The 25,425-nt window shown below is 36.2% G+C and carries 17 protein-coding genes and 3 tRNA genes; 9 read left to right on the top strand and 11 right to left on the bottom strand.

Features of this window, described 5'->3' with window-relative positions:
• Nucleotides 1-33 precede the first annotated feature (33 nt).
• Entirely contained in the window at nucleotides 34-2,208 is a 2,175-nt protein-coding gene (locus WJM97_RS14590; protein WP_353929523.1) for a DEAD/DEAH box helicase, read from the top strand.
• 171 nt (nucleotides 2,209-2,379) lie between these two features.
• The gene (locus WJM97_RS14595; protein WP_353929524.1) at nucleotides 2,380-3,207 is read left to right on the top strand and encodes a metallophosphoesterase; all 828 of its coding nucleotides are present in this window, start codon (nucleotides 2,380-2,382) and stop codon (nucleotides 3,205-3,207) included.
• A 132-nt stretch (nucleotides 3,208-3,339) separates the two neighbouring features.
• Here the strand turns inward: WJM97_RS14595 and WJM97_RS14600 are convergent, their stop codons facing one another.
• From WJM97_RS14600 to WJM97_RS14615, 4 genes are all read right to left on the bottom strand, one after another.
• Nucleotides 3,340-3,708: a pentapeptide repeat-containing protein gene (locus WJM97_RS14600; RefSeq protein ID WP_353929525.1), complete on the bottom strand. Its 369-nt coding sequence runs from the start codon at nucleotides 3,706-3,708 to the stop codon at nucleotides 3,340-3,342.
• Nucleotides 3,709-4,264: 556 nt separating this feature from the next.
• Nucleotides 4,265-5,806, bottom strand: a complete 1,542-nt coding sequence (locus WJM97_RS14605; RefSeq protein WP_353929526.1) for a hydantoinase B/oxoprolinase family protein — start codon at nucleotides 5,804-5,806, stop codon at nucleotides 4,265-4,267.
• 140 nt (nucleotides 5,807-5,946) lie between these two features.
• Nucleotides 5,947-6,735, bottom strand: coding sequence for a Uma2 family endonuclease (locus WJM97_RS14610; RefSeq protein WP_353929527.1), 789 nt, complete (start codon nucleotides 6,733-6,735; stop codon nucleotides 5,947-5,949).
• Between the two features lie 61 nt (nucleotides 6,736-6,796).
• Nucleotides 6,797-8,896, bottom strand: a complete 2,100-nt coding sequence (locus WJM97_RS14615) for a hydantoinase/oxoprolinase family protein (protein WP_353929528.1) — start codon at nucleotides 8,894-8,896, stop codon at nucleotides 6,797-6,799.
• 188 nt (nucleotides 8,897-9,084) lie between these two features.
• Here WJM97_RS14615 and WJM97_RS14620 point away from each other — a divergent pair, with 188 nt between their 5' ends.
• Both WJM97_RS14620 and WJM97_RS14625 read left to right on the top strand, forming a co-directional pair.
• The gene (locus tag WJM97_RS14620; protein ID WP_353929529.1) at nucleotides 9,085-10,020 is read left to right on the top strand and encodes an AccI family restriction endonuclease; all 936 of its coding nucleotides are present in this window, start codon (nucleotides 9,085-9,087) and stop codon (nucleotides 10,018-10,020) included.
• A 25-nt stretch (nucleotides 10,021-10,045) separates the two neighbouring features.
• Nucleotides 10,046-11,542 carry an N-6 DNA methylase gene (locus WJM97_RS14625; RefSeq protein WP_353929530.1) on the top strand — a complete coding sequence of 499 codons (1,497 nt, stop codon included), beginning with the start codon at nucleotides 10,046-10,048 and terminating at the stop codon, nucleotides 11,540-11,542.
• 45 nt (nucleotides 11,543-11,587) lie between these two features.
• Here the strand turns inward: WJM97_RS14625 and WJM97_RS14630 are convergent, their stop codons facing one another.
• Complete coding sequence (locus tag WJM97_RS14630) at nucleotides 11,588-13,180, bottom strand: 2-isopropylmalate synthase (RefSeq protein ID WP_353929531.1); 1,593 nt, start codon at nucleotides 13,178-13,180, stop codon at nucleotides 11,588-11,590.
• Nucleotides 13,181-13,278: 98 nt separating this feature from the next.
• On the bottom strand, nucleotides 13,279-13,800 hold the full coding sequence (locus WJM97_RS14635; protein ID WP_353929532.1) for an NYN domain-containing protein: 522 nt from the start codon (nucleotides 13,798-13,800) through the stop codon (nucleotides 13,279-13,281).
• A gap of 724 nt (nucleotides 13,801-14,524) precedes the next feature.
• Between WJM97_RS14635 and WJM97_RS14640 the strand changes: the two genes are divergently transcribed.
• Nucleotides 14,525-16,852, top strand: a complete 2,328-nt coding sequence (locus WJM97_RS14640) for a CHASE2 domain-containing protein (RefSeq protein ID WP_353929533.1) — start codon at nucleotides 14,525-14,527, stop codon at nucleotides 16,850-16,852.
• 289 nt (nucleotides 16,853-17,141) lie between these two features.
• Here the strand turns inward: WJM97_RS14640 and WJM97_RS14645 are convergent, their stop codons facing one another.
• From WJM97_RS14645 to WJM97_RS14660, 4 genes are all read right to left on the bottom strand, one after another.
• Nucleotides 17,142-18,743, bottom strand: a complete 1,602-nt coding sequence (locus WJM97_RS14645; protein WP_353929534.1) for a TROVE domain-containing protein — start codon at nucleotides 18,741-18,743, stop codon at nucleotides 17,142-17,144.
• Nucleotides 18,744-18,795: 52 nt separating this feature from the next.
• Nucleotides 18,796-18,914 (bottom strand) — tRNA-OTHER (locus WJM97_RS14650).
• Nucleotides 18,915-18,977: 63 nt separating this feature from the next.
• A tRNA-OTHER gene (locus tag WJM97_RS14655) sits at nucleotides 18,978-19,105 on the bottom strand.
• Nucleotides 19,106-19,136: 31 nt separating this feature from the next.
• Nucleotides 19,137-19,276, bottom strand: a tRNA-OTHER gene (locus WJM97_RS14660).
• Nucleotides 19,277-19,717: 441 nt separating this feature from the next.
• On the opposite strand from WJM97_RS14660, the gene WJM97_RS14665 reads away from it, so the two are divergent.
• A complete protein-coding gene (locus WJM97_RS14665) occupies nucleotides 19,718-20,446 on the top strand; it encodes a hypothetical protein (protein WP_353929535.1) in 729 nt (242 codons plus the stop codon).
• Nucleotides 20,447-20,482: 36 nt separating this feature from the next.
• Here WJM97_RS14665 and WJM97_RS14670 read toward each other — a convergent pair whose 3' ends face one another.
• Nucleotides 20,483-21,616 (bottom strand): quinone-dependent dihydroorotate dehydrogenase, encoded by a 1,134-nt coding sequence (locus WJM97_RS14670; protein ID WP_353929536.1) that lies wholly within the window; start codon nucleotides 21,614-21,616, stop codon nucleotides 20,483-20,485.
• Nucleotides 21,617-21,784: 168 nt separating this feature from the next.
• Between WJM97_RS14670 and WJM97_RS14675 the strand changes: the two genes are divergently transcribed.
• From WJM97_RS14675 to WJM97_RS14685, 3 genes are all read left to right on the top strand, one after another.
• Complete coding sequence (locus WJM97_RS14675; RefSeq protein ID WP_353929537.1) at nucleotides 21,785-24,667, top strand: GAF domain-containing protein; 2,883 nt, start codon at nucleotides 21,785-21,787, stop codon at nucleotides 24,665-24,667.
• A 122-nt stretch (nucleotides 24,668-24,789) separates the two neighbouring features.
• Complete coding sequence (locus WJM97_RS14680; RefSeq protein ID WP_353929538.1) at nucleotides 24,790-24,948, top strand: DUF2256 domain-containing protein; 159 nt, start codon at nucleotides 24,790-24,792, stop codon at nucleotides 24,946-24,948.
• 173 nt (nucleotides 24,949-25,121) lie between these two features.
• The gene (locus tag WJM97_RS14685) at nucleotides 25,122-25,352 is read left to right on the top strand and encodes a NifU family protein (RefSeq protein ID WP_353929539.1); all 231 of its coding nucleotides are present in this window, start codon (nucleotides 25,122-25,124) and stop codon (nucleotides 25,350-25,352) included.
• Nucleotides 25,353-25,425: the final 73 nt, after the last annotated feature.

The following is a 25,425-nucleotide window of genomic DNA, read 5'->3' on the forward strand; positions in this document are numbered from 1 at the left end:
GCCCGTAATTGTGCTGTAGTGCAAAACTCCATCATGAACAACAATACATTTTCTCAACTTGCACCGTTTATCCAGGAATATATCTACCTCAATAATTGGACAGAATTAAGACCCATACAAACAGCATCTTGTGAAGTTATATTTAACACAGATGCACATTTATTGATTGCTGCTGCTACTGCTGCGGGAAAAACTGAAGCTGCATTTTTACCTGTTTTAACTTTGTTACATGAAAATCCCATTCAGACTATTGGTGTATTGTATATTAGTCCGATTAAAGCTTTAATTAATGACCAATTCCAACGCCTCAATGACTTATTGAAAACCGCAGATATTCCGGTATATTCTTGGCATGGTGATGTATCTCAAAATCGTAAAAACAAACTCTTAAAAAATCCCCAAGGTGTTTTACAAATTACGCCAGAATCTTTAGAAAGCTTACTAATTAATAAACATCAAGAACTACCTAGATTATTTGCTGATTTACGATTTATCATCATTGATGAAATTCACGCTTTTATGGGTTCAGAAAGAGGTTATCAAATTATTTGTCAATTACAAAGATTAGGTAATATAACTAAAGTTCAACCCAGAAGGATTGGATTATCAGCAACACTTGGTGATTATTCTATGGCAGAAAAATGGTTAAGTTTAGGAACAGAAAAGCCAGTAATTACTCCAGAAATAGAAGCAGGAAAACGACAAATTAAATTAGCATTAGAACATTTTTTTATTAATAAAGATATTGATGAATCAGATTACGAAAAATATATTTTTAACATCACTAAATCCCGTAAATGTTTAATATTTGCTAACAACCGCACTCAAACAGAATCTATTATTTCTGATTTACGGAATATAGCCACAAATTCAGGATTCCCAGACATATATCATGTTCATCATGGTAGTATTGCTGTTAGTTTACGACAAGCTGCGGAAAATGCTATGCGTGAACCTAATCAACCTGCGGTGACAGCTGCAACTTTAACCTTAGAATTAGGCATAGATGTTGGTTATTTAGAGAGAGTAATTCAATTAGAATCACCCTTATCTGTGGCTAGTTTTTTACAAAGATTAGGACGCAGTGGAAGAAGGGGTGAAGCTGCGGATATGCGGTTTATTTGTGCTGAAGAAAAACCTTTGTCAGAAGATGATTTACCCAAACAAATACCCTGGCAACTTTTACAATCTATTGCAATTATTCAACTTTATTTAGAATCACGGTGGATAGAACCAATTCACCCAATTAAATATCCTTTGAGTTTACTTTATCATCAAACCATGAGTATTTTATCTGCAAGGGGAGCAATTTCACCTGCGGTTTTAGCTCAAGAAATTTTTAAATTAGCCCCATTTGCTAATATTTCCCAGGATGATTATAAGTTATTACTCAGATATTTAATTGATATTAATCATATTCAAAAAACAGAAACTGGTAAATTAATGATTGGTTTAGGTGGAGAAAAAATAGTTAATAAATTTCAGTTTTATGCTGTGTTTGCAGATAATCAAGAATATACTGTAAAACAAGGAAATACAGAAATTGGTAGTATTGTTATTCCTCCATCTGTAGGTAATCAATTTGGGTTAGCTGGTAAGAGTTGGGAAGTTTTGGAAGTTGACTTAAAGAAAAGGGTGATTTTGGTTACACAAGTTGAAGGTAAAGCTAATGGTAAAGATAATATGAATTGGCGTGGTGGAAGTGGTAATATTCATGGTCGAATTTTACAAAGAATGCGTCAGGTTTTGTTAGAAGATACAGAATATAGTTATTTACAAAAAAATGCTAAATTGCGTTTGCAGGAAGTGAGGAAATTAACTAAAAAAATAGGATTAGATAAACAAAATATCATTCAGTTGGAAAAAAATAAATGTTGTATTTTCCCTTGGATGGGTACGGTAGGTTATCGGACTTTAGAAAGGTTGATTAATTGTTTTTGTCGAGAGTCGTTAGAAATTAGTAGTATTGGGGGTGTAAATCCCTATTATTTGACTTTAAAAGTAGGTAAGGATAAGTTTTCTGATATTTATAATGAAATTGTTTCTTTATGTGAGCAGAGAATTAGCGCAGAACACTTAGTTAGTCATGCAGAAGCACCAGAATTACAAAAGTATGATCAATTTATTCCTGATGAGTTATTAAGGACAGCTTTTGTGAATGATTACTTGGATATGGAGGAGATGAGAAATCAGGTTTTAAAGTGGTAATTTAGGCAAAAGTAAAGTTATATTGAAACTAATTAAATATAAATACGCAGATAATTCTAAATTTTTGGTAAAAAATGTTTAATAGTTATCCTATTTCTACGAAAAACTCCAAATTTTTCGGTTAACCTATAAATAATACTATTCAAACTATTCAAAATCATCAAAATTACTATGCAAGTCCTCTTGTCTGAACCATTAACTACAGAAAAAATCACAGTAAAAATTGCGGATTTACCCGCATCATTACAAGGTCTTAAATTGGTACAATTGTCAGATTTTCACTATGATAATTTGCGGTTATCAGATCAAATATTAGCACAGGCGATCGCCATCAGCAACCAAGCAAAACCAGATTTAATCTTATTAACAGGTGACTACATCACCACCAGCACAGAACCACTGAAAAAATTCACTAAACACCTCAAAAATCTACAAAGTAATCACGGTATTTATGCAGTTTTAGGAAACCATGATTCGTATTATCAAAACTCTCGTTCTGAAGTTACCAAAGCACTGCAAGATATTGATATTCAAGTATTATGGAATCAAATAGCTTTTCCATTTGGAAAAGATTTACCAATAGTAGGACTAGCAGACTTTTATGCAAAAGAATTTAACCCCACACCAGTCATGAACCAGCTAGATTCTACAAAACCTTGTCTAGTCTTATCCCATAACCCAGACTCAGCCGAAATCTTAAAAAAATGGCGAGTAGATTTACAATTATCTGGTCATACTCATGGTGGACAAATCATTTTTCCTATCCTTGGACCAGCATTAAAAATTTATGAAAACATCACCAAAATAATTCCGGAGAAAATACGATATTCTTTACCTTTCTTAGTAGAAGGTAAACCTATTTTCTATCATTGGGAATGGTTACAAGGGTTACATCAAATAGGCAAAAATCAACTCTATGTAAATCGTGGTTTAGGAACTTATTTCCCAGGACGCTTAGGTTGTCCACCAGAAGTAACTATCATTACGTTACAAAGTTAATCAACAATACCTTGTCCAAATTGGAAAAAGTATTGATTTGTAGATTGGGTTGAATCATGAAACCCAACAAATGCTTTGGTTTGAACTGTCGCTACAAAAAATGGACAAAGTATTGAATAAACCAAGTTAATTTTATAACTTCCGCATATTATGACTGACAGGATCAAAACCTTGAGAAAACTTTGTACTGTCGTCATAAAAAGCACCAGCTAAGTTTGCACCATAGAACTTAGTGTAGTGCAGCCTAGCACCACGAAGATTAGCTTCAGAAAGATTAGAACCACATAAATTAGCTCTGGTCAAATTAGCTCTTGCTAAATTAGCTCTACTTAAATCTGCACCCCAAAGTTTAGCTTTAGCAAGATTAGCTCTACTTAAATCTGCTCCCCATAAGTTGATACCAGGTAAGTAAGCATCAATCAGTTTTATTCCTACTAAATGAGCAGATAAAAAATATCTCTCTCCTGCGGCATAGCGCCGTTTAATTTCTTCCGCATTCATTTGTATTTCACTGCCTCTCGCAACTATGAACAGCAAAACAGTGATCCATATCTCTGATTTAACCACAAATCAAATAGAAAAACAGTTATACAGTTATCAAACTCTTGCCCTTAATCCTGTATTTTCCTATGTCTTCTAGTACCATTAACAACAAATAAATTGATACCAGAAAAATAACTTAAAATCTCTTTATACACGAAAAGGTGCCTGAGTTTTTTGACCTACTCAGGCACTCCCCCGTATAACTCTATACCATACACTCAGTAATGCAACATTTAAAATCTTTGACATTGCTATAGGGGAAGCATTGCCAGGATTACCTGTAACAAACATAAGTGAAGTGGTATCACTCCTTGCATTGAATAAGAATATCTCTTTTAACACTGGATAGGTAGTGTGGAGAGTGACACTTTCTCAACTGACACCAGTTAAAAACGATGCAACTGAGATAGTAGCTAACAAGACAACAGCAGACAGTAAAATTTTTCTACTAATTGTATAAAAAATAAAAGTCTATAAAAACTGATAACTGATTACTGTTAACTAATAATTGAATTTAACCAAAACCTCCTCCTCCTGGGGTTTCAATTACAAAAATATCCCCCGACTGCATCTCCACCGTCGCGGTACTACCTACAATTTCCTGAGTACAATTTTCCCGCTGTATCCAGTTCTTTCCTACCTTTCCTGGTTTTCCACCATTTAACCCAAAAGGAGGAACAACACGATGGCCAGAAAGGATATTTGCAGTCATCGGTTCTAAAAACTTAATCCGACGAACTACCCCATCACCCCCGGAATATTTACCTTTTCCACCACTGTTTTCACGCAAACTAAAACTTTCCACCATTACCGGATAGCGCGTTTCTAAAACTTCAGGATCTGTTAATAAGGAATTAGTCATGTGAGTATGTACCGTATCCGTACCATCAAAATCAATTCCTGCACCAGAACCACCACAAATAGTTTCATAATATTGATATTTTTGATTACCAAAAGTGAAATTATTCATCGTTCCTTGGGAAGCAGACATAACACCCAAAGCACCATATAAAGCATCAACAATAGTTTGGGAAGTTTCCACATTTCCTGCTACCACTGCGGCCGGATAAATTGGATTTAACATACTACCTTCAGGTATGACAATTTCTAAAGGTTTGAGACAACCAGCATTGAGGGGAATATTATCATTAACCAAAGTTCTAAACACATATAAAACTGCTGCTTGAGTTACAGCTTTGGGAGCATTGAAATTACTATTTAATTGTGTAGATGTACCTGTAAAATTTATTTTAGCACTGCGATTTTCTTTATTTATTTTTACAGAAACTTGAATTTTTGCCCCATTATCCATCTCATAACTAAAAGCACCATCTTTTAAAACATCAATTGCTCTTCTCACAGATTCTTCCGCATTATCTTGGACAAACTGCATATAAAGTTGAACTGTTTCTAGTCTATATTGATTAACCATTTTTAACAGTTCTTGCATACCACGATTATTAGCAGCAATTTGAGCTTTAAAATCTGCTATATTTTGATCAGGGTTACGACTAGGATAGGGATGATTTAATAAATGTTCTCTAACTGATACTTCTTGAAATTCTCCCTCTTTAACTAAGAGAAAATTATCAAAAATAATTCCTTCTTCTAAGATAGTGGTACTATGGGGAGGCATAGAACCGGGAGTAATACCACCAATATCAGCTTGGTGTCCACGGGAAGCAACATAAAAAATAATTTGTGTATTTTCTGTATCAAAAATGGGAGTAATAGCAGTAACATCAGGTAAATGAGTTCCCCCATTATAGGGATTATTAGAAAGATAAACATTTCCCGGTTTAATAGTTTCCCCCACATCATTAATTAGACTGCGGACACTTTCACTCATAGAACCTAAATGAACAGGAATATGAGGAGCATTAGCAACCAATAAACCGCAACTATCAAAAATTGCACAGGAAAAATCTAACCTTTCTTTAATATTCACTGATGCGGCTGTATTTTGCAGTACAATTCCCATTTGTTCAGCGATAAATTGATAGAGATTTTTGAATATTTCTAAACGAACAGGATCAGGTTGAGAAATAGAAAACATAACTAATTTTCCTCCTTAATAAATAATATTTCTTTTATTCTCTTCTCTCTACGCTCTCTGCGTCTGGAGCGGTTCGATAAAAAATCATAATATCCCCAACTTCTCAATTATCAGAGACAAAAAAGAAGTCAGGAACTTGATTAAATCGTATCTGGATTAATATTTAACTCACGCAACTTTGCAGCTAAACGTTCTGCTCTTTGCTTTTCTTCTTCTGCTCTTTTTGCTTCCTCCTCCGCACGTTTAGTTTCACGTTCTGCACGCTCAATTTCACGCTTTGCACGTTGCGCTTCTCGTTCTGCTCTTTTAACTTCTAATTCTGCGGTTTCTTCCGGTGTAGGAACTAGATTTCCTGAAGGTGTAAAATACCTTAATAAACCCTCATAAATTCCCAAATATAAACATAATTGTTGACTCCATAAATGTCCTTTTTCATTAGGTTCAATAGGTTGATATTTACCATCTGATAAATGAAAACCAGCAAATTCTAAAGTATAAGGATCAAACCAAAAATATTCCGGTGTGCGGAAAGTTTCTTGATAAAGTTCTTTTTTAGATTCTCGATCAGTTTTTGCTGTAGTTGGTGAAAGAATTTCCACAATTACATGAGGATATTTACCGTCTTCTTCCCATACTACCCAACTTTTACGGGTTTTTTTCTCTGTTCCTAAAACCACAAAAAAATCAGGACCCCGAAATTTTTCAGTTTTCTTCTGGTTAGGGCTATAATAAATACTCAAATTTCCCGCAGCATAGAAATCTGTTCTATCTTTCCATAACCATTTGAGACATTTAATTAAGAGCATAATTTGCTCTAGATGTAATTCAGTTTCCACAGGTGGTTCATCACTATATAAGTCGCTGGGAGGAAAAATTAAATCTTCAGGAAAGAAGTTTTCTTCAGATACTAATTCTTGAGTAATCATCATGATATGATACCAAGTAGTTATTTATTGATTTTAGCATTAATTTGATATGTGATAAATAGCACTAAATCAAACTTTGCAAAATTAAATGATTCCGTTCAGTTAACCGTGCTTCCCAATTAGATTCTACAACAATTGTACTGATTTTCTCCACAATAATTGCAGCACCTTTAATAACATCTCCCGGTTGTAAATCTTCCCTTTTATAAACTGGAGTATCACACCATTTTTCATGAGTAAACATCTGGACTATTTCCACAGGTTCGGGTTTCTCCTCTAAACTTCTTTGACGCATAATTATAGGTTCTTCTGGAGTATCCATTTTCTGCACAACTTCCACAGAAATAGATTCCACAATTAAAGGTTTTTCTGCTTGAATGAAACCATATCTTGATTGATGTTCCTTTTCAAAATCGGTTTTCATTTTGAGAACATCTGTAAAAAAGTCAACCGTTAAAACTGAATTAGTTCCAGTATATTGCAAATTCACTTTATTAATTACCTCTAACTCTAAATTACTATCTTCCTGATTTAATTCTTGACGTGCTGCAATTTCCAAAGTTTTCATTAACTGCTCTAATTCAGGAATTAATGTTTGAGTTAAATGTTTTTCAACTCCTCTAATTTTATTTGCTCTCACATCAGCTAAACCCATACCATAAGCAGAAAGCACACCAGCAAAAGGGTGTAAAAATATCTTTTTCATTCCTAAAGTATCAGCAATTAAACAAGCAACTTGTCCACCAGCACCACCAAAACAACATAGTGCATATTGACTGACATCATAACCCCGTTGAAGACTAATTTTTTTAATAGCATTAGCCATATTTTCTACAGCAATAGCTATAAAACCAGATGCTACTTGTTCAGGGTTTCTATTATTTCCGGTGACAGATTTGATATTTTCAGCTAATTCTTGAAACTTCTGAATTACTATTTCTTTATCTAAGGGTAAATTACCATCATTTCCAAAAACTGCGGGAAAATATTGAGGTTGAATTTTCCCTAACATCACGTTAGCATCTGTGACTGTTAATGCTCCACCACGACGATAGGAAGCGGGACCAGGATTTGATCCAGCAGACTCAGGCCCAACACGATAACTAGAACCATCAAAATATAAAATTGAACCCCCACCCGCAGCAATGGTATTAATTGCTAATACGGGAACTCGCATTCTTGCACCGGCAATTTCTGAGTCTAATTGTCTTTCATATTCTCCTTTAAAATGAGCAACATCTGTACTTGTTCCTCCCATATCAAAGGTGATAATTGAATCAAAACCTGCTCTTTTACTGGTTTGCACTGCACCGACAATTCCCCCAGCAGGACCACTTAAAATACTATCTTTTCCTTGAAATTTATCTGCATCTGTTAACCCTCCATCGGATTTCATAAACATTAATTTAACGTTGGGTAAATGACTGGAAACTTGGTTAACATAACGCCGTAAAATGGGGGTTAAATAAGCATCAACGACGGTTGTATCTCCTCTGCTAACCAGTTTCATTAAGGGACTGACTTGATGGGAAATTGAGATTTGTGTAAAGCCGATTTCTTGGGCAATTTTGGCTATTTGTTGTTCGTGTTTTGGATAGCGATCGCTGTGCATGAAAACAATTGCACAACTTCTAATTCCTGTATGATAAGCTGTTTGTAAATCTTGTTTTACTTGTTCAAGATTTACGGGCTTTAATTCATTACCATTTGCATCATATCTTTCATCTATTTCAATAACTTGTTCATAAAGCATTGTCGGTAGAATTATTTGTCGTGCGAAGATATTGGGGCGGTTTTGATATCCAATTCGCAACGCATCTTTAAAACCTTTAGTAATTAATAAAACTACTCTGTCTCCATGTCTTTCTAACAGCGCATTGGTAGCTACTGTTGTTCCCATTTTCACAACTTCTATATTTTGATAGGGAATAGGTTCGTTAACAGCAATTCCCAGAATGTCTCTGATTCCTTGAATTACTGCATCTTCATACTGTTCAGGATTTTCTGATAGTAATTTATAGACTATAATCCATTCTTGGTTAGGGAGAGGTACAATTAAAAATCGTTGATTTTCGTTGGTAAGTCTATCTATGATTTTTTGGTTATTGGTGACAGCAACTATATCTGTAAATGTGCCACCTCTGTCAGCGAATATTTTTAACATGATGATTTTTTCTCTTAGTGCTGCTACTTTATTTATAGAGGATTTTGGTGACAGATGGGAACAAGCTATTGATATAAAGCAATTATAAAAAAATAGTTATCAGCATTAATAATTACAAGATGCTAATTTTTGTGTAACAAGATTTAGTGTATAATTAAATCAGTATATTTTTTACAACAGCAAAATTCATGCACCCATTTGAGAATATATTATCAGTATCAGAAGCAGAAATTGAACTAGAATTAAAATTTATTGCCGAAATTGGCTGGTCTGAATTTTGGTTAAACCCACGACGTTTAAGGGGTAGTGATTTTTTAATGCGTTGGTCTCAAGGTGTTTGGAGTGAACAACGTTTAACTGATGCTATTAACCAAACTAATCAGTTTTATGCAATTCCTTATGGACCCAGTGGAACAGCACCTACTGATGATGTCAGAGCATTTGAACTTTATTTTGAAAGACTAGAAGCTGCTGGACTGGGAACAGTAAAACGTCCTGATTTATTAATTTTTAAGATTGAACATAAACCTTATGTTGATAGTTTTTTAGAAAATATTGGTGGTAGTAAAGAATTACCTTTTATCATTGAAAGTGAATTACAACCACTGATTCAAAAAGCATTGATAGCAGTTGAATGTGAAAATTCCCTTTGGATTGCCGAAAAAATGCCAGATTATAATAAACAAATGAAACCACAAAAAAGACTTGGAGGTAAAATAGGACTAGCTAAAAATGCAGTTTTACCAACCGTAATTATCAAAGAAGAAGACAGGATTCCTTTAAATAAATGGCAAATTGAAAATAATGTTCCTATTCACATTTGGCACGTTTTCTTTGATAAAGCTTATGGATTATCTCTTAATCAAGCTGAAAACCTTGTAAAAGAAGGATTAATTGAACCCACAATTCAAACTTTTCAAGCTCCCGGAGGAGCAACAACTCAAAAAGCTATTTACAAATTCTATTACCATTATGCTTATCTTCTAGGAATTTCCACAGAAAAACCTACTTTAGTTCCTGATTATATAGAAGATAAAAATGGACATATCTTACCCTATGTAAAATTTACAGGTGGATCGCTTCATATTGACCAAGATGCTCTACAAATCCTCAGCCAAATGTAATAAATAATAAATTAGATAATAAATCATGATTCATCAAAAACTACCTACAAACTGGCAAGAAAGAGAAAAACTACGCGATAAAGGTCAATTTTGGACACCAGAATGGATTACCAAAGCAATGGTTTCTTACCTCACAAAATCTACAGATTTAATATTTGATCCAGCAGCAGGAAAAGGAGCTTTTTTCAATGCCTTACTACAAATAAATCCTAACATTAAATACTATGGAATTGATATAGATCAACATATTTTAAAAGATGAAATTTATCAAACAAATTCTTGCTTGGTAGAATTACGTGATTTTATCAAAGATCCTCCCCAACAAAAGTTTAAAGCAATTATAGGTAATCCACCTTACATTAGACATCATCGCCTAAATCAACAATTGAAGCAATTTTTAAAAGAGCTTTGCTTAAAAATTACAGGTTTTACAATTGATGGTCGAGCAGGTTATCACATTTATTTCTTGGTACAAGCATTAAATTTACTTGCTGAAAATGGTAAACTAACTTTCATTATGCCGGCAGATACCTGTGAAGGAATTTTTGCCCAAAAACTTTGGCAATGGATTAGTACAAATTATTGTCTTGAATGCGTTGTGACATTCAATGAAAATGCAACTCCTTTTCCTAATGTTGATACTAACGCAGTCATTTTTTTTATTAAAAATTCTGCCCCTATTGAGAAAATTAAATGGGTAAAGGCAAATATAGCTAACACAGATGAATTGTGTAATTTTGTGCAATCAAACTTTCAAGATAATAATTATAAAACTCTAGAAATCAATCATCGGGATTTAAAAGAATCTTTAAAAACAGGTTTATCAAGACCTCAAAAAAATTATAGTGATTTTAAATATCATTTACATGATTTTGCTAAAGTAATTCGTGGTATTGCTACAGGAGCGAATGAATTTTTCTTTCTCACTAAACAGCAAGTAGAAACATTACATATTCCCCCAGAATTTACTAAATTAGCAATAGGAAGAACCAGAGATGTTACAGGAGATATAATAACTCTTGCAGATATAATTAAGTTACAAGAAAATAATCGTCCCACAATTTTACTTTCTATCAACAGTGATCAAAATATTCCTGAATCATTAATTAATTATCTCCAAAAAGGTGAAAAATTAGGTTTACCTGAACGTCCATTAATCAAACAACGTAAATTGTGGTATAAAATGGAATCTAGAGAAGTACCACCAATATTATTTGCTTATCTGGGAAGGAGAAATTCTCGGTTTATCAAAAATGAAGCTGGTGTTTTACCATTAACCAGTTTCTTATGTGTTTATCCTATTTACACTGATGAAATATATATTAATAATTTGTGGCAAGCATTAAATGAACCAGAAACAATTGAAAATCTAAAACTTGTAGGTAAAAGTTATGGTTCAGGTGCGATTAAAGTTGAGCCTCGTAACCTTGATAAACTTTCCATACCAGAACATATCGTAGAAAAATATCAATTAAATCGGCAAGATAAAATCAGTAAAATTAAACAACTTCAATTATTTTAAATCATCAAAGATCCCCGACTTCTTCAAGAAATCGGGGATCCAAAACTAAGCTGTCACTTCTTCCTTAGCTGATTGCTGTAATGCAGCATACAACCTATTCAGTGCATTCACATAAGCCTGAGCCGATGCCACAATAATATCTGTGTTGGCTGCATGACCTGAAAATACACGGGATTCATAACGTAAACGAATCGTCACTTCTCCTAAAGCATCAATTCCCCCGGTTACAGATTGCACAGAAAATTCAATCAATTCATTCGGTACATTCATCACCCGATTGATGGCTTTATAAACTGCATCTACTGGCCCAGTACCGATCGCCGCATCAGTTAATTCTTCCCCGTTGGGAGTGCGGAGTGTCACTGTTGCAGTGGGTTTGGCGTTGCTACCACAGGAAACCTGCACCAACTCGACTTTAAATAAATCCGGTGCTTGTTGAATTTCGTCGTTAACGATCGCCTCTAAATCCCAATCAGAAATTTCTTTCTTTTTATCTGCAACTTCTTTAAACCGCACAAAGGCTTTATTTAAGTCATTTTCTGACAAATCAAGGCCCAATTCTTTTAACCGAGTCCGGAAGGCATTTCTACCAGAGTGTTTACCCAATACAATCTGATTATCGGTTAAACCAATCAATTGGGCATCCATAATCTCATAGGTGAGTTTGTTTTTTAACACCCCATCTTGGTGAATACCCGACTCATGGGCAAAAGCATTTGCACCTACAATAGCTTTATTTGGTTGTACCAACATCCCTGTTAAGCTAGAAACCAAACGGGAAGATTTATAAATTTGCTTGGTATCAATATTAGTTAATGATTCCTCAGAATCAGCCGGACGACCAAAGAAGGGGTTAAAATACTGCCTTCTCACGTGCAAGGCCATCACCAATTCTTCTAAAGCAGCATTTCCGGCTCTTTCCCCAATCCCATTGATGGTACATTCTAGCTGTCGGGCGCCGTTTTTCACAGCTTCTAAAAAGTTAGCAACAGCTAAACCCAAATCATTATGACCGTGGACGGAAATGATCGCTTGGTCAATATTGGGGACATTTTCTGTAATCCCCTTAATAATAGCCCCAAATTCGCTAGGAGTTGTGTAACCTACAGTATCAGGAATATTAACTGTAGTTGCACCAGCAGCGATCGCCCTTTCTAAAACTTGATACAAAAATTCTGGATCAGAGCGACCAGCATCTTCAGGAGAAAATTCTACATCATCGGTGAAGCTTTTGGCATAAGCCACCATTTCTTCAGCGATCGCCACTACTTCCGTCCTAGTTTTTTTCAGCTTATATTGCAAGTGAATATCAGAAGTAGCAATAAATGTATGAATTCTCCCCTTCGCTGCTGGTTTAATCGCTTCTGCTGCGGCTTTGATATCATCATGTCTAGCTCTAGCTAAACTACAAATCACCGGACCATCTTCTAAACCCACAGTCTGAGCGATTTTACTTACCGCTTCAAAATCACCCGGACTGGCAAAAGCAAAACCCGCTTCAATGACATCTACACCTAGACGAGCTAATTGTTTAGCAATAACTAACTTTTCCTCTATATTGAGAGTCGCTCCCGGACACTGTTCTCCATCTCGCAGTGTGGTATCAAAGATGATAATTCTGTCAGCTTGATTGCTCATTGGTTTACCATTGTTAAGTTTAGTTTTGTGGTGGGCTTAAAAAAAATACCTTGAACTTTATTTTTTAACTTGTGCTTTGTAAATAAATATTAATTTTACTAAGCTTCCGTTTTCTCTATTTGGTCTCTAATATCGTTCAAGTCTATATATCTATCCGTAGCATTACGTAATTCCCTCGCTATCATTCCTTCTGTTGACACTACTGTAATATGTGTATTCTTAGAACGTAATAGCTCAATCGCTCTTTCAAAATCTCCATCTCCGCTAAATAAAACTACTCGGTCATATTGGTCAACGGTATTGAACATATCGACAACAATTTCAATATCTAAATTTGCTTTTTGTGAATAACGACCAGAGACATCATCATAGTATTCTTTGAGAATTTTAGTCCGTACTGTATATCCCAAACTAATCAGAGCATCTCGAAAACCACGTTGATCTTGTGGATCTTTTAAGCCGGTGTACCAAAAAGCATTAATTAAGGTTGTGTCTGATTGCTCGTTCTTAAAATATTCTAATACTCGTCGCGGGTCAAAAAACCAGCCATTTTTTTGTTGAGCATAGAACATATTGTTTCCGTCTACAAAAATAGACAGACGATTCATGGGCAAAACCATAGAAATTTACACCTAAATAATAGATAAGAATGTAAGATTGAACAATAGATTATAGCAATTCTTCATTGGTAAGGATGCTAATATCTCTAAGGTAGTTTTCATGTATATGGTTGATTTTACCTTTGTTAAAGCATAAAATTAACTAACACATTCAAATTGATCCCTGATTTTTCAGCCTATCTCACCTCCTCTCTTACCCTAAATCCTCTGTGATTAAAATTTACCAAGAAAATTGATTAGTTTACAGTATTCTGATTCGATATTAGGGATATGCAATAAAGTCTGAAAAATGTTAAGTCGTTTATGGTAAGCATGATCATTAACAATATGCTTGTATAAAATAAAACAATACTTATTATATTCCCAAAACCATATAAATAACCCATAATAGTTAAGTTTACTCTCAAAGAGGTATTAACAGGATATTTTCCTAAAATCCAGCCTTTCAATAGGGATATAGAGGGTCAAAAACTTTCTATCAGGGGGAAAGAAAAAATATCCCGTTTTTGTACATTATTTATCTACAACCAGTAAATTGATTAAAGCATAGATTCAACCCGTGTTTATACTTAAAAATAGATAGTATTTATTGATGCCATAGCTGTTAAGCTTTTGCTTTACGTACAAAAGTTTCATTAAAGTTTAATGTCAAAATCTATATTACCGTTGCAAATGTGTATAAATAGGTAACAGTATTGTACTTATAAATAACCAGTAAAATAATATGGTAGAAGAACCTAAATATAGCTTAACTAAAAAAAATCTCTCCACTGCCAAAAATCAGCCCAGTAGATTTACAAAAATCAATATAACTGGAACATTACAGCAGTCGAAAACAATGGTAAGTTTCGGCCATCTGCTGGCGGGAGTCTCGGCCATAGTAGCAGGATTACTGAGTGCGACAGGGGGGAGTTGGGTACAACTGATAGAAAACCAAGCTGCAACTGCTTTTTTCCAAATTCGCGGAGCAAAAGCAACCCCCCAAGACATTGTTATTTTAGCAATTGATGATCAATCCATAACAATACCTGAACAGTATTACAGGACTAATAGCCAGAAATATAAACATTTGAAACCGCTGAGATCATTTCCCTATGAACGTATTGCCTATGCTCAAGTAATTGAGAAATTAATGGCAGTTGGGGCGCGTTCAGTAGCTTTAGACTTAGTTTTAGATAAACCCAGTAGTTATGGGGAAGCTGATGATATTCAGTTACAAAAAGTATTACAAAAATATGGTAGCAAGGTTGCCTTAGCAGCAGTTTATGAAGACTTTAGGACACATCAGGGCGAATTTGAACAACTCACCCAACCTCTAGAGCAATTCCGTCAAACTTCTACATTTATCGGTTCAGTCAATTTCCCTATAGAAGTAGATGGTAAGATACACCGTTTAAGCAGTGCATTTTCACCCGAAAAAGCTACAGCAGATTTAATTAATACAACAGCATTATCCTTTGGGCAAGCAGTATTAGCAGCATCACAAATTAATTACCCTCGACCACGGGGCGATCGCATTTATTTTTGGGGAAATAAACAAGCATTTCAAACTGTCCCTTTTTGGTTTGTTTTCGATCCAGAAAATTGGCATAACTATCTACAAAAAGGTAAATTTTTTGAAAATAAAATTGTACTGATCGGAGCTACAGCAAAATTAAGTAATGATTTTCATGCCGTAGCAGTTTCTCCCCATGAACCCATGGCCGGAGTAGAAATTCATGCTCATGCGATCGCCACTTTAATAGCAGATAAAACTATAGCTACAGCAATTAAAAATCCAATTTTTCGTGGTCTGTTTGTACTTTTCCTAGTGAGTATCACATCTGTAATAGTTACCATCAAAAAACAAGGTGTTCAAAGACTACTATTAAGTATAGCTATAGCCAGTTTGTGGGGAGGAATAAGTTACATTAGCTATATATATGGTTACTTAATGTTTCCGACTACAGTACCAATAATAGCAATATTTATGATAGGATTATCCTATCTAGGAACTGAAATAGCAAAAGAAAAAATCAACAAACAAAAATTATTACTTCTATTTCAAAAACATAAATCATCTCCTGTAGTTCAGGACATTATCAGTCAACAAGACGATTTACAAGAGTTTATTCAAAAAAGAGATTTAGAATTGAATGGAAAAATATTAAGCGGACGTTATAAAATCACCAAAGTTCTTGGTGCAGGTGGATTTAGTGAAACTTACGTTGCCGAAGATATACAACTTCCTGAACATCCAGAATGTGTAGTTAAACAGTTAAAACCAGCAACGAGTAAACCAGAAAATTTATCCCTGGCACGACGATTATTTAGTTCCGAAGCAAAAACCTTAGAAAGACTGGGAACACATTCCCAAATTCCCCAACTATTAGCTTACTTTGAAGAAGATGAAGAATTTTATTTAGTTCAAGAATATATAGTTGGTCATGACTTGGGTAAAGAAATAGTATCAGGTAAATGTGTAGCAGAAAATTCAGTTATCTCACTGTTAAAAGACCTATTACAAATTTTAAGATTTGTCCATGACAACGGTGTAATTCATCGAGATATTAAACCAGGAAATATTATTCGTCGTCATTCTGACTGGAAATTAGTATTAATTGACTTTGGTGCTGTCAAAGAAGTCAGTACCCAAATTATGGATAGCCTGGAATCAACAGCTTTTACAATTGGTATAGGCACAAAAGGTTATGCACCGAATGAACAATGTTTTGGTCGTCCTAGATACAACAGTGATATTTACGCCGTAGGCATGATTGGAATTAAAGCCTTAACAGGTATTTCCCCCCATGAACTCAAAAGAGATAGTTATGATGAAGAAGTCAAATGGATGGATCAAACAACAGTCAGTGAAGAACTAGCAGCAATTATTAACAAAATGGTTTTGGAAGATCATAAACAAAGATATAATTCTGCATTAGAAGTTTTAGAAGAATTAAATAAATTACCCACTCCCGATGACATAACTTTAAGTTCAGAAAGAAACTATCCATTAGAAGATCCATCTTCCATCGATCCTGATGCTCCTACCTCACCTTGGCTGAGAGATTAGTGAAGGATTTAGCAATCTCATAAAAAATAGGTTGAGTAACGACAGTTTCACCCAAAAATAGAAAAACACCCATTTAAAAACTAAATATTCTCCTCTTCCTCTTTGCGCCTTTGCGTGAGATACAAAAAAGGCGGGTGTGGGATTCGAACCCACTAACCTCTTTCGAGATACCATCCGATAACCCTAAATTCATCGGCCTAAAAAGACAAGTTACGAATCAGGGAAACCCGCCAAGAAAGATCAAGAATAAAATTGTATTTATCCTTCATCTGACAACTTACAGCAAAACTTATAATTCACCAGTAGCTAACATCTGAATAATGCGAGGAATACTAGGATCAAAACCTGCAAAATCCCAAGATAAAGGATCTTTTGGATCAACTAAAGAAATCCGGTAAGGTGTTAAGGTAACATAAACCGCCTTCACGTCAGGGTTGACTTTTTGCCGGTACTCCTTTAAAGCTTGACTAGGGTGTTTATTACCTGCCCAACTTTCTGAGTCTGTCCAAAAACAAACCACATCAGCTTTAAACTTATTCTGAATCATCCAGTCATAAGCCACACTGGCATCAGTTCCGCCAAAATTCTGATTACTAGCTTTACGAACCGCAGAACTAAAACTATCCTTGGCAGTAATTCCTAAATCTTTAAACTGAGTAGAAAAACCACGAATGGCATAATTTTTTTCAGCCTTAGCTGTCACTAACGCCATTGTTGTAGCAATTTCACAGCAACTCAAACCCATATCTGCAACCAAGCTACCCATCGAACCAGAAATATCTACCGCGTGCATAAATACTTTATTAGTCGGTTCTACCACCTCAAAAGAAAGTTCCACGGCTTTTTCTAAAATGTCCACAATGCGAGAAACAGGTTGCCAAGTCTTCTTACTGCGTCCTAAACTACCTCCAGATTGATAGGTTTTTAATGCTTTCAAAACATCAATAGGATGAATACGACCTTTTCGCAGATGTTCTTGGTTATTCAAAACTGCTTGTACACGTTCTAAATTTGCAGTTTCATCAGCACGTAATACATCCAATTGAGTCAAAGAACCTAAATTCCGCAACATTGCACCGATAGGCATTTCTTGAAATAACAAATTCCAAGCTTGTGTGTCCATTTTGCCCACAGGTGCAGCCATTTCATGGGTTAACCTTCCTTGAGAAATAGCAGTATGGGTTTCGCTAGGGTTGCGCTTTAACCACTCATACCACCATATCTGCGCTAAGGCATCTGATGGTATTTCTACGGGTAACTCATCCCAACCTTTTACCACCCAATTAAATAGTTGACGGTGATTTTCTGTAGGTGGGTTAACGTGAAACAACCGCAAAGCATCACGATTAGTAAAACCTTGACGTTGTTGATATTTCAAAAGTTGATAAGCTAAACCTTTGACATCTTCCCTTGATAGCCAAGTTTTACCAGCTTCACGAATGACTTTACCAAAACCCCGCAAAGATTTAGTGTAATTCAACCATTCATAAAAATGGCTACCTGTTCTGACAACTTGGGGAAAAATTTCCAGAAATGCTTTTTTTGCCTCTGGAGTTTCCCCCATTGAAAGTAATACTAAAGCCAGAATCGGCGCACTGTTATTAATGGCGCGGCCATTACTAGCATAAAGAATTTCTTCGGCTACCTTTTCAGGATTTTCTGCAACTGCTTGTTTAATAACATCAACAAAATCTTCTGTTAATTCTTGTTTGCCAGCATAGTATGTACTTTGTGCTGTACCAATTAATAAACAACGGCGCAGCATTTTCCAAATACCAGCATCAAACATATAGCCGCCACTACGACCTTTAATCATTTCCTTTTCCCGTCCCGGAATAGGTTGATTTTGAGGTGTGGCTGTTTTGTTTTTAGTAAAGAAATTATAATTCATGGCTTCTTCTCCCGGCCTTTTCAGGCAATTTTGAGATTCCACAAAGTGGAAGGTGGTGGAGCAGGATTTGAACCTGCGAATATCTCGATAACCCTCAATTCGTCGGCCTTTGCAGGCAAGGTTGTGACTAAGGATATAAAATGAAATGCCTTACCACTTGGCTACCCACCACATAAAAAAGTTAGAAGTTTAGAGTTGAGAAATTAGAACCAAAGTCTAAAATATCAAATTAATTGGGTGGCAGAGCGGGATTTGAACCCGCAACTTCCCGCGTGGAAGGCGATAACCCTCATTCGTCGGCCTTTGCAGACAAGGTATGAATAAGGATGTTTTAGGTGTTCTACCATTTGAACTACCTGCCACATGATGAATTTTGGATTTTAGATTTAAGTTTGGCGCGGGAAGCAGGACTTGAACCTGCGACAGATGAATTAACGATAATCCTCAATTAGTCGGCCTTTTCAGGCAAGTTTGTCAACCAAGGAATATGGGTTTTACCCCTTTCACTGCTCTACCAACTGAGCTATTCCCGCACGTAAAAAGCCAAAATCTAAAATTGTTTTGGGTGTAGCGGAGCAGAAATTTAGTCTGCATCTCCAGGATTGGTTATTAAGGGGGTTTAAATCAATAAAGGTTCAAATTTTACGATAACCCTTAATATTTCGGCCTCAAAAGGCAAGATGGGCGCTCTAGCATTTGAGCTATCCGCTACTGTTTATCGCTAACTCCTTTGGGAATGTCGCTTGTAGTATTACTGTAGTATATGTATTTTCCTATGTCAAGTCCCCAGAGAGAAAATTTGGGTTTGATTGATAAAATAGATAAATATTGCTATTTTCCCTTAATGTATAAGCTTTTCCAGTGGTCTTGACTTGATGGTTTGCCATCATTTTGCCAAGATATACAAAAAAATGTCCAAATTTTTGCCAAGATAATAATATTATTTTGCAAAAATTCACTTGGCAAAAATCAGCATGAGTGAAAAAACCATAGAAAATTACGGGAAAAGTTTTCTCGTTCTCATTTTACCGATATCGTTTTTGATTGTTGTCGTGGTTAATACCTGGAGGTATTTACTGATAGGGTTGTTGGTGCTAATGGTGATTAACCTTTGGCAGCAATACAGGTGGGAAAAGTGGTGTGAAGGTGTTAACCCACTTTTTTATCAGTTAATTCGGGAAAACCAAGGAAAGATTACACCTGTTGATTTAGCTATCAAAGGCAATTTTTCTGGGAAAGAGGCAAAACGCTATTTAGAAGGCAAGGCAAAGGAGTTTGGCGCTAGTGTCCTAGATGCTGACAATGAAAGCCCTTCCTATTACTTTATAACTGCCAGTATTCTTGGCGACATCCTTGATAGTAGTGAAGCAACTGAAAAACTTCCGGTTCGTCCTGTAACAAAGGAGGCGCGATCGCTCTTAGCACCGCCTCCACAAGTTGCAGAACAAAAAGAGGAGGAAAAACAACCAGAATCATTACCGGAAACTACTGAAGAAAAACCACAAAAACCTCTGGAAGAACAATTAGTTTTTGGTTCTTTGATCCAATCTGAGTTAGCCAAGCGCTTGGGTGTTTATTCCAGCACAATTTACAAACGGCGTAATGATCCAGATTTTCCTGAATGGACTCGTAGCCGTGATCCAGATGGAATTGCTTGGACTTTCTCCCGTAAGAATAGGGAGTTTTTCCCTGTGGAAGAATAGGTGACTGGGTGACTGGAAAGAATATTTACCTGTTACCTATTTATTACCCATTCCCACTGCTTCACTGATGGAATTTAAGCCGTTTTCTTCTAGTTTGGCTAACAAACCAGTAAGAATGCGGCGTACCATCATTGGACCTTCATAAATCCAACCTGTATAGGTTTGAATGAGACTAGCACCTGCTGTAATTTTTTCCCAAGCATCCTCAGCGGTGAAAATTCCACCAACGCCAATGATGGGTATTTCTCCTTGGGTTTGTTGATAAATAAACCGGATCACTTCTGTAGAACGCTGTCTTAGTGGCGCTCCACTAATTCCTCCGGCTTCTTCTTGGGGTGTTTTTCCGGTTTTTTCTATGATTTGAGTTTTTAGTCCTTCGCGGCTAATGGTGGTATTGGTAGCGATTAAACCAGCTAGTTTGTAGGTTTTGGCTAAATTGATAATGTCGCTAATTGCTTGCCATTCTAAATCTGGGGCAATTTTCACAAATAAGGGTTTTTTTGATGTGTTTTCCCTTTGTAATACTTCCAGAATTTGACTAAGCATGGTTGCATCTTGGAGCGATCGCAATCCTGGTGTATTCGGAGAAGAAACATTCACAACAAAATAATCACCTAAATCTTTCAGTAGGCGAAAGCTCTGTAAATAATCCTCTGCTGCCGCTTCCAGGGGTGTAATTTTAGACTTACCCAAATTTATGCCTATGGGTATAGAACTAGGTTTTTCTTGACTGAGGGATGTTAATTTTGTTGCCATGGCAGCTGCACCAGAATTGTTAAATCCCATCCGATTGAGAACAGCTTGATCTAAAGGTAAGCGAAATAACCTTGGGGATGGATTACCTGATTGGCTATAATAAGTAATAGTACCCAATTCCGCAAAACCAAATCCAAAATTTGACCAAATAGAAGATCCTACTCCGTCTTTATCAAATCCAGCGGCTAAACCTACAGGGTTAGGAAAATTTACACCAGACAAATTTTGTTCCAGGCGTGTATCATAGAGGCACAAAGACTTTTGCAGTTGGGAATCTAGCCATCTAGCAACCTGATGAGAACTAACATTTGACAGTGAACTTAAAGTATTGATGGTCTGATTGTGTAACCACTCTGGATCGGTTTTCACCAGAGTAAATAAAAGAGGACGAACTACTGCTTTATAAATATCCAATGTAGGTTAACATCTACCAATTATTACAATAAATATCAGATACCAAATTCAGGACTGGTCTGAATTGTTTTCAGGGCATCCTTAATAATATTACTACAACCTATGTCCACGGATAATCAGATGGGGCAACCAATCAGGCCCAGAGCCTCCGAACAACAAATCCTATCCTTGGGGAAAATTCTTCAAAGTCTCAGAGATGAAGAAGATTTAGACGCGCTCATAGAAACTACAGTTACTTACTTGAGAGAACAGTTTGACTATCAGTTTATCTGGATAGGTATTTATGATCATGTAAGTAAGAAAATACATGGAAAAGGTGGTATCACCCCTGATGGGGATATGAGTTTTTTACGAAGATCGGTAATAGTCAAGCAAGGCAGTTTAATTTGCCAAGTCATCACAGAACTATGTCCTGTCGGTGTAGCTAATTTACGGAGAGAATTACGCGCACCGGAATGGCAGGAAATAGCAGTTAAATATAACATCCAGGGAACAATCTTTTTGCCAATTCGCTACAAAGATAATTGTTTGGGTGTCATCTTATTGGGTTCACTACGTTGGGGGTATTTATTAGCAGGAGAAGCCAGAGCCAAAATGCTAATTGTGGTTGGGGAATTGGGCTTAGTGCTTTATCAACACCAAAAACAACATAAATCCCTAGAAAATGCCAATAATTCCGCAACTGAATCATTATTGCAACTTTTAGAAAATTTGCGCTCTCTTGACAGCATTGACAAAAAACTAGAAGCCGCAGTAAAGGCAACCGATCAATTTATCTCTCCCTCACGCACCAGCATTTATTGGTTTGAACGGGAAGGAAATTATTTCTGGTGTCGGATGAGTAGCCAGCTTGTAAATATAGGTCGTAACTGGGAAAGTAAAAAGGTTTCAGCAGGTATTACGGCACAAGAATTAAGTGATGTTTATTATGCTTTAGCAGTGAATCAGCTTGTCTGGCTGAGTGAATCTGGAAGTTCCTTAAAAAGTCATATCCAAGAAAAACTATTAAATCGTTTAGAGGTGCGATCGCTCCTAGCGGCTCCAATTATCTGGCAAAAAGATTTATTAGGGTTTTTGGCAGTAGAAAGTAATGAACCAAGAGTTTGGGATCAAGTAGATAAAAATTTTGTTCAAGGTGCAGCAGGGTTAATTTCTCTTGTTGTTCCCATTGACAATGTAGAAATAACTCTCAGACAAATACAGCAAAACCACCAACTGAATAATAAATTTGCCCAAGCTGTACATCAAGAACAAGATGTAGAGCAAATTTTACAAACTTGTGCCACAGAACTATTAGAAAAACTTTCTGGTACACGCTTATTATTGTTAGAGTACGACCATGGAAAAGATATTTACAGAGCTATTTTTCAAAGCGTATTAAATAACCGTAGACTTTGGAAATTTACGACTACAACACTTTCAGAAATGGATGCTTATTTGTTGCAGGATGCCAAAGAAGCTATAGAAATAGTTACATTAGAACATGATTTACGCTTATATAGTTGGCATCCTCAATTATTAGAACATGGCGTGCGATCGCTGCTCATTTGTAACTGTATTCAAGGTCATCAGCCAGAAGTTTTACTACTAATTACCCATGACAGCAGTCGCTCTTGGACAACTCTACAAAAAGATTTATGTTGGGCTGTTAGTCAGTGTATGGGTGTGATTATTCGTAATCACCAATTAAATATTATCAGTCAACAACAACAAAAAATCGCTCAAATATTTAAGCAGTATCCAACTTCACTGATGACATCTGAACGTCACACCACAGAATCAACAGCTATTAAGCAAATCTCAGAAGTTTTAGAATGTCCCTTAGCAGCTATCCTCACCTGGCATCCTGGAGACGAGCGAGCAGAAATTATTAGTGGTGTAACTGGTGCTGTAGCTGCTGATCATCATCACTTTGGCATTGTTGAAAATGTACCAATTCTGATTCAGCAAGATGTTCTGATTGAGTTAGCATTGGCACACAATAGTTACTTAATATTAAGTCACTATGAATTACCCATAGAAACAAAAGAATGGTTAACTATTCCCGTCAACGGTAGAGTTCTGGTGATGGCTTTGCGCGCTACAGAGGATTCCCAACCTACAGGTGTAGTATTGCTGGCAGATTATATGGGACAAGATTGGTCAGAACTAAAGCTCAGTGTTGTAACCAGTCTCATCACTCAATTAGCTTGGTGGCAAAGTCAACACCAGGTTATTCAAAGACTCACAAATAAAGCAGAAACATTACAAGAACTCAATTGGTATAAACATCGTCGCTTACAGGAAATACACCGGATGTCAGCAACTGTCCTGACTCAAATTCGAGACTTGGGTATTCCCAGTAATGAACTAACACAAATGCGCTATAAATTGCTATTGCGGCAGTTAAATTATATTACTAACTCGATGAAAGGAGTGATTAAACAGGAGCAATGGCAATTAAGCCTGAGTTGGGAAACTATGACTATTGCCAGTCTCTTAAAGCGATCTATTGAAAGAGTGGATAGTTTAGCCAAGCAGCAACAATTGTGGATAGGCGTTCATGGTTTGACTGAACCAATGGCAGAATTAGAAGTACCTCAACGTGCCTCTGCGGGAGAACTGATAACCGCAGCTACTTCATCTTCATTAGCTACATCTGGGGATATTATAAAAATTGAATTGGTCCTCCATGAACTATTAGTTACTGCCTGTCAACGCTCTCCTATTGGTGATAGGGTTGATATTTGGTGTCGTCCTTTAGATAGTCGCTTACTGGAAATATCCATTACAGATCACGGCAATATTGATCCACAGCTATTGGTAGAGCTTGAACAAAATATATCTGCCGATGTACTCACTTCTCAACATCTCAATCAGCCCCCAGGACTACATTTGTTGATTTGTCAAAAATTTATTAAACAGTTGGGAGGAGAATTGCAGATTTATAAACTACCAGATCATCGAACTGTTAGCCGTTTAACATTACCTTTAGCCCATCATAGTTTTACTAATTCGGAAAACAGTAATTTTGGTAATACTTTTGGTAGTACATCACCATTGAGTCAGTAGAAAATTAGGTGACTGATGACTGGTGATTGGTGATTGGTGAAATAATTCATAAGTGGATTTGTGAAAGTTAACATGGAAACTTTTTATATATCCGATAATAATATCCAAAACATAAAATCTCTATGGGGCGTAATCGTTCTAAATCTGATCTACCTGAAAAAATTTGTCCAGTATGTCAACGTCCCTTTTCTTGGCGTAAAAAATGGCAAGATTGCTGGGATGAAGTTAAATACTGTTCAGAACGTTGCCGTCGTCGTCGTTCTGAGGCTCAAGCTGATTAATGAGAAAGTGTCAGACATCTTGGAAGCGATGGTTTTTTTTGAAAAAATAGCGGCGATTGGATCTAGGATCAAGTTAACCGAGCAAAAGAAAAAAATTTTGGCTATTTTGGTTAATGGGTAAATCACCTAAAATCTAATTTTCACAGCCGTCCTTAACAGAGTAGGTCAAAACCATGGAACTGACAACACAAAACGTTGAAACTGTGCTAGATGAAATGCGCCCTTATTTGATGTCTGATGGGGGTAACGTGGAACTTGTAGAACTGGATGGACCGGTGGTAAAACTGCGTTTACAAGGTGCTTGTGGTTCTTGTCCCAGTTCACAAATGACTTTGAGAATGGGTATTGAACGCCGTCTACGGGAAATGATCCCTGAAATCGCTGAAGTGGAACAAGTGGTTTAGAAACTGGGGGTGATGGGGAGTTGGGGAGAAGAATTACCAATTACCCATTACCCATTACCCATTACCCATTACC

This window comes from Okeanomitos corallinicola TIOX110, from assembly GCF_038050375.1.
GTDB lineage: Bacteria > Cyanobacteriota > Cyanobacteriia > Cyanobacteriales > Nostocaceae > Okeanomitos > Okeanomitos corallinicola.

Excerpts from the sequence above, each read along its gene's own strand:
- WJM97_RS14590 (WP_353929523.1), top strand. The coding sequence starts at position 34 with ATGAACAACAATACATTTTCTCAACTTGCACCGTTTATCCAGGAATAT.
- WJM97_RS14595 (WP_353929524.1), top strand. The coding sequence starts at position 2,380 with ATGCAAGTCCTCTTGTCTGAACCATTAACTACAGAAAAAATCACAGTA.
- WJM97_RS14600 (WP_353929525.1), bottom strand. The coding sequence starts at position 3,708 with ATGAATGCGGAAGAAATTAAACGGCGCTATGCCGCAGGAGAGAGATAT.
- WJM97_RS14605 (WP_353929526.1), bottom strand. The coding sequence starts at position 5,806 with ATGTTTTCTATTTCTCAACCTGATCCTGTTCGTTTAGAAATATTCAAA.
- WJM97_RS14610 (WP_353929527.1), bottom strand. The coding sequence starts at position 6,735 with ATGATGATTACTCAAGAATTAGTATCTGAAGAAAACTTCTTTCCTGAA.
- WJM97_RS14615 (WP_353929528.1), bottom strand. The coding sequence starts at position 8,896 with ATGTTAAAAATATTCGCTGACAGAGGTGGCACATTTACAGATATAGTT.
- WJM97_RS14620 (WP_353929529.1), top strand. The coding sequence starts at position 9,085 with ATGCACCCATTTGAGAATATATTATCAGTATCAGAAGCAGAAATTGAA.
- WJM97_RS14625 (WP_353929530.1), top strand. The coding sequence starts at position 10,046 with ATGATTCATCAAAAACTACCTACAAACTGGCAAGAAAGAGAAAAACTA.
- WJM97_RS14630 (WP_353929531.1), bottom strand. The coding sequence starts at position 13,180 with ATGAGCAATCAAGCTGACAGAATTATCATCTTTGATACCACACTGCGA.
- WJM97_RS14635 (WP_353929532.1), bottom strand. The coding sequence starts at position 13,800 with ATGGTTTTGCCCATGAATCGTCTGTCTATTTTTGTAGACGGAAACAAT.
- WJM97_RS14640 (WP_353929533.1), top strand. The coding sequence starts at position 14,525 with ATGGTAGAAGAACCTAAATATAGCTTAACTAAAAAAAATCTCTCCACT.
- WJM97_RS14645 (WP_353929534.1), bottom strand. The coding sequence starts at position 18,743 with ATGAATTATAATTTCTTTACTAAAAACAAAACAGCCACACCTCAAAAT.
- WJM97_RS14665 (WP_353929535.1), top strand. The coding sequence starts at position 19,718 with ATGAGTGAAAAAACCATAGAAAATTACGGGAAAAGTTTTCTCGTTCTC.
- WJM97_RS14680 (WP_353929538.1), top strand. The coding sequence starts at position 24,790 with ATGGGGCGTAATCGTTCTAAATCTGATCTACCTGAAAAAATTTGTCCA.
- WJM97_RS14685 (WP_353929539.1), top strand. The coding sequence starts at position 25,122 with ATGGAACTGACAACACAAAACGTTGAAACTGTGCTAGATGAAATGCGC.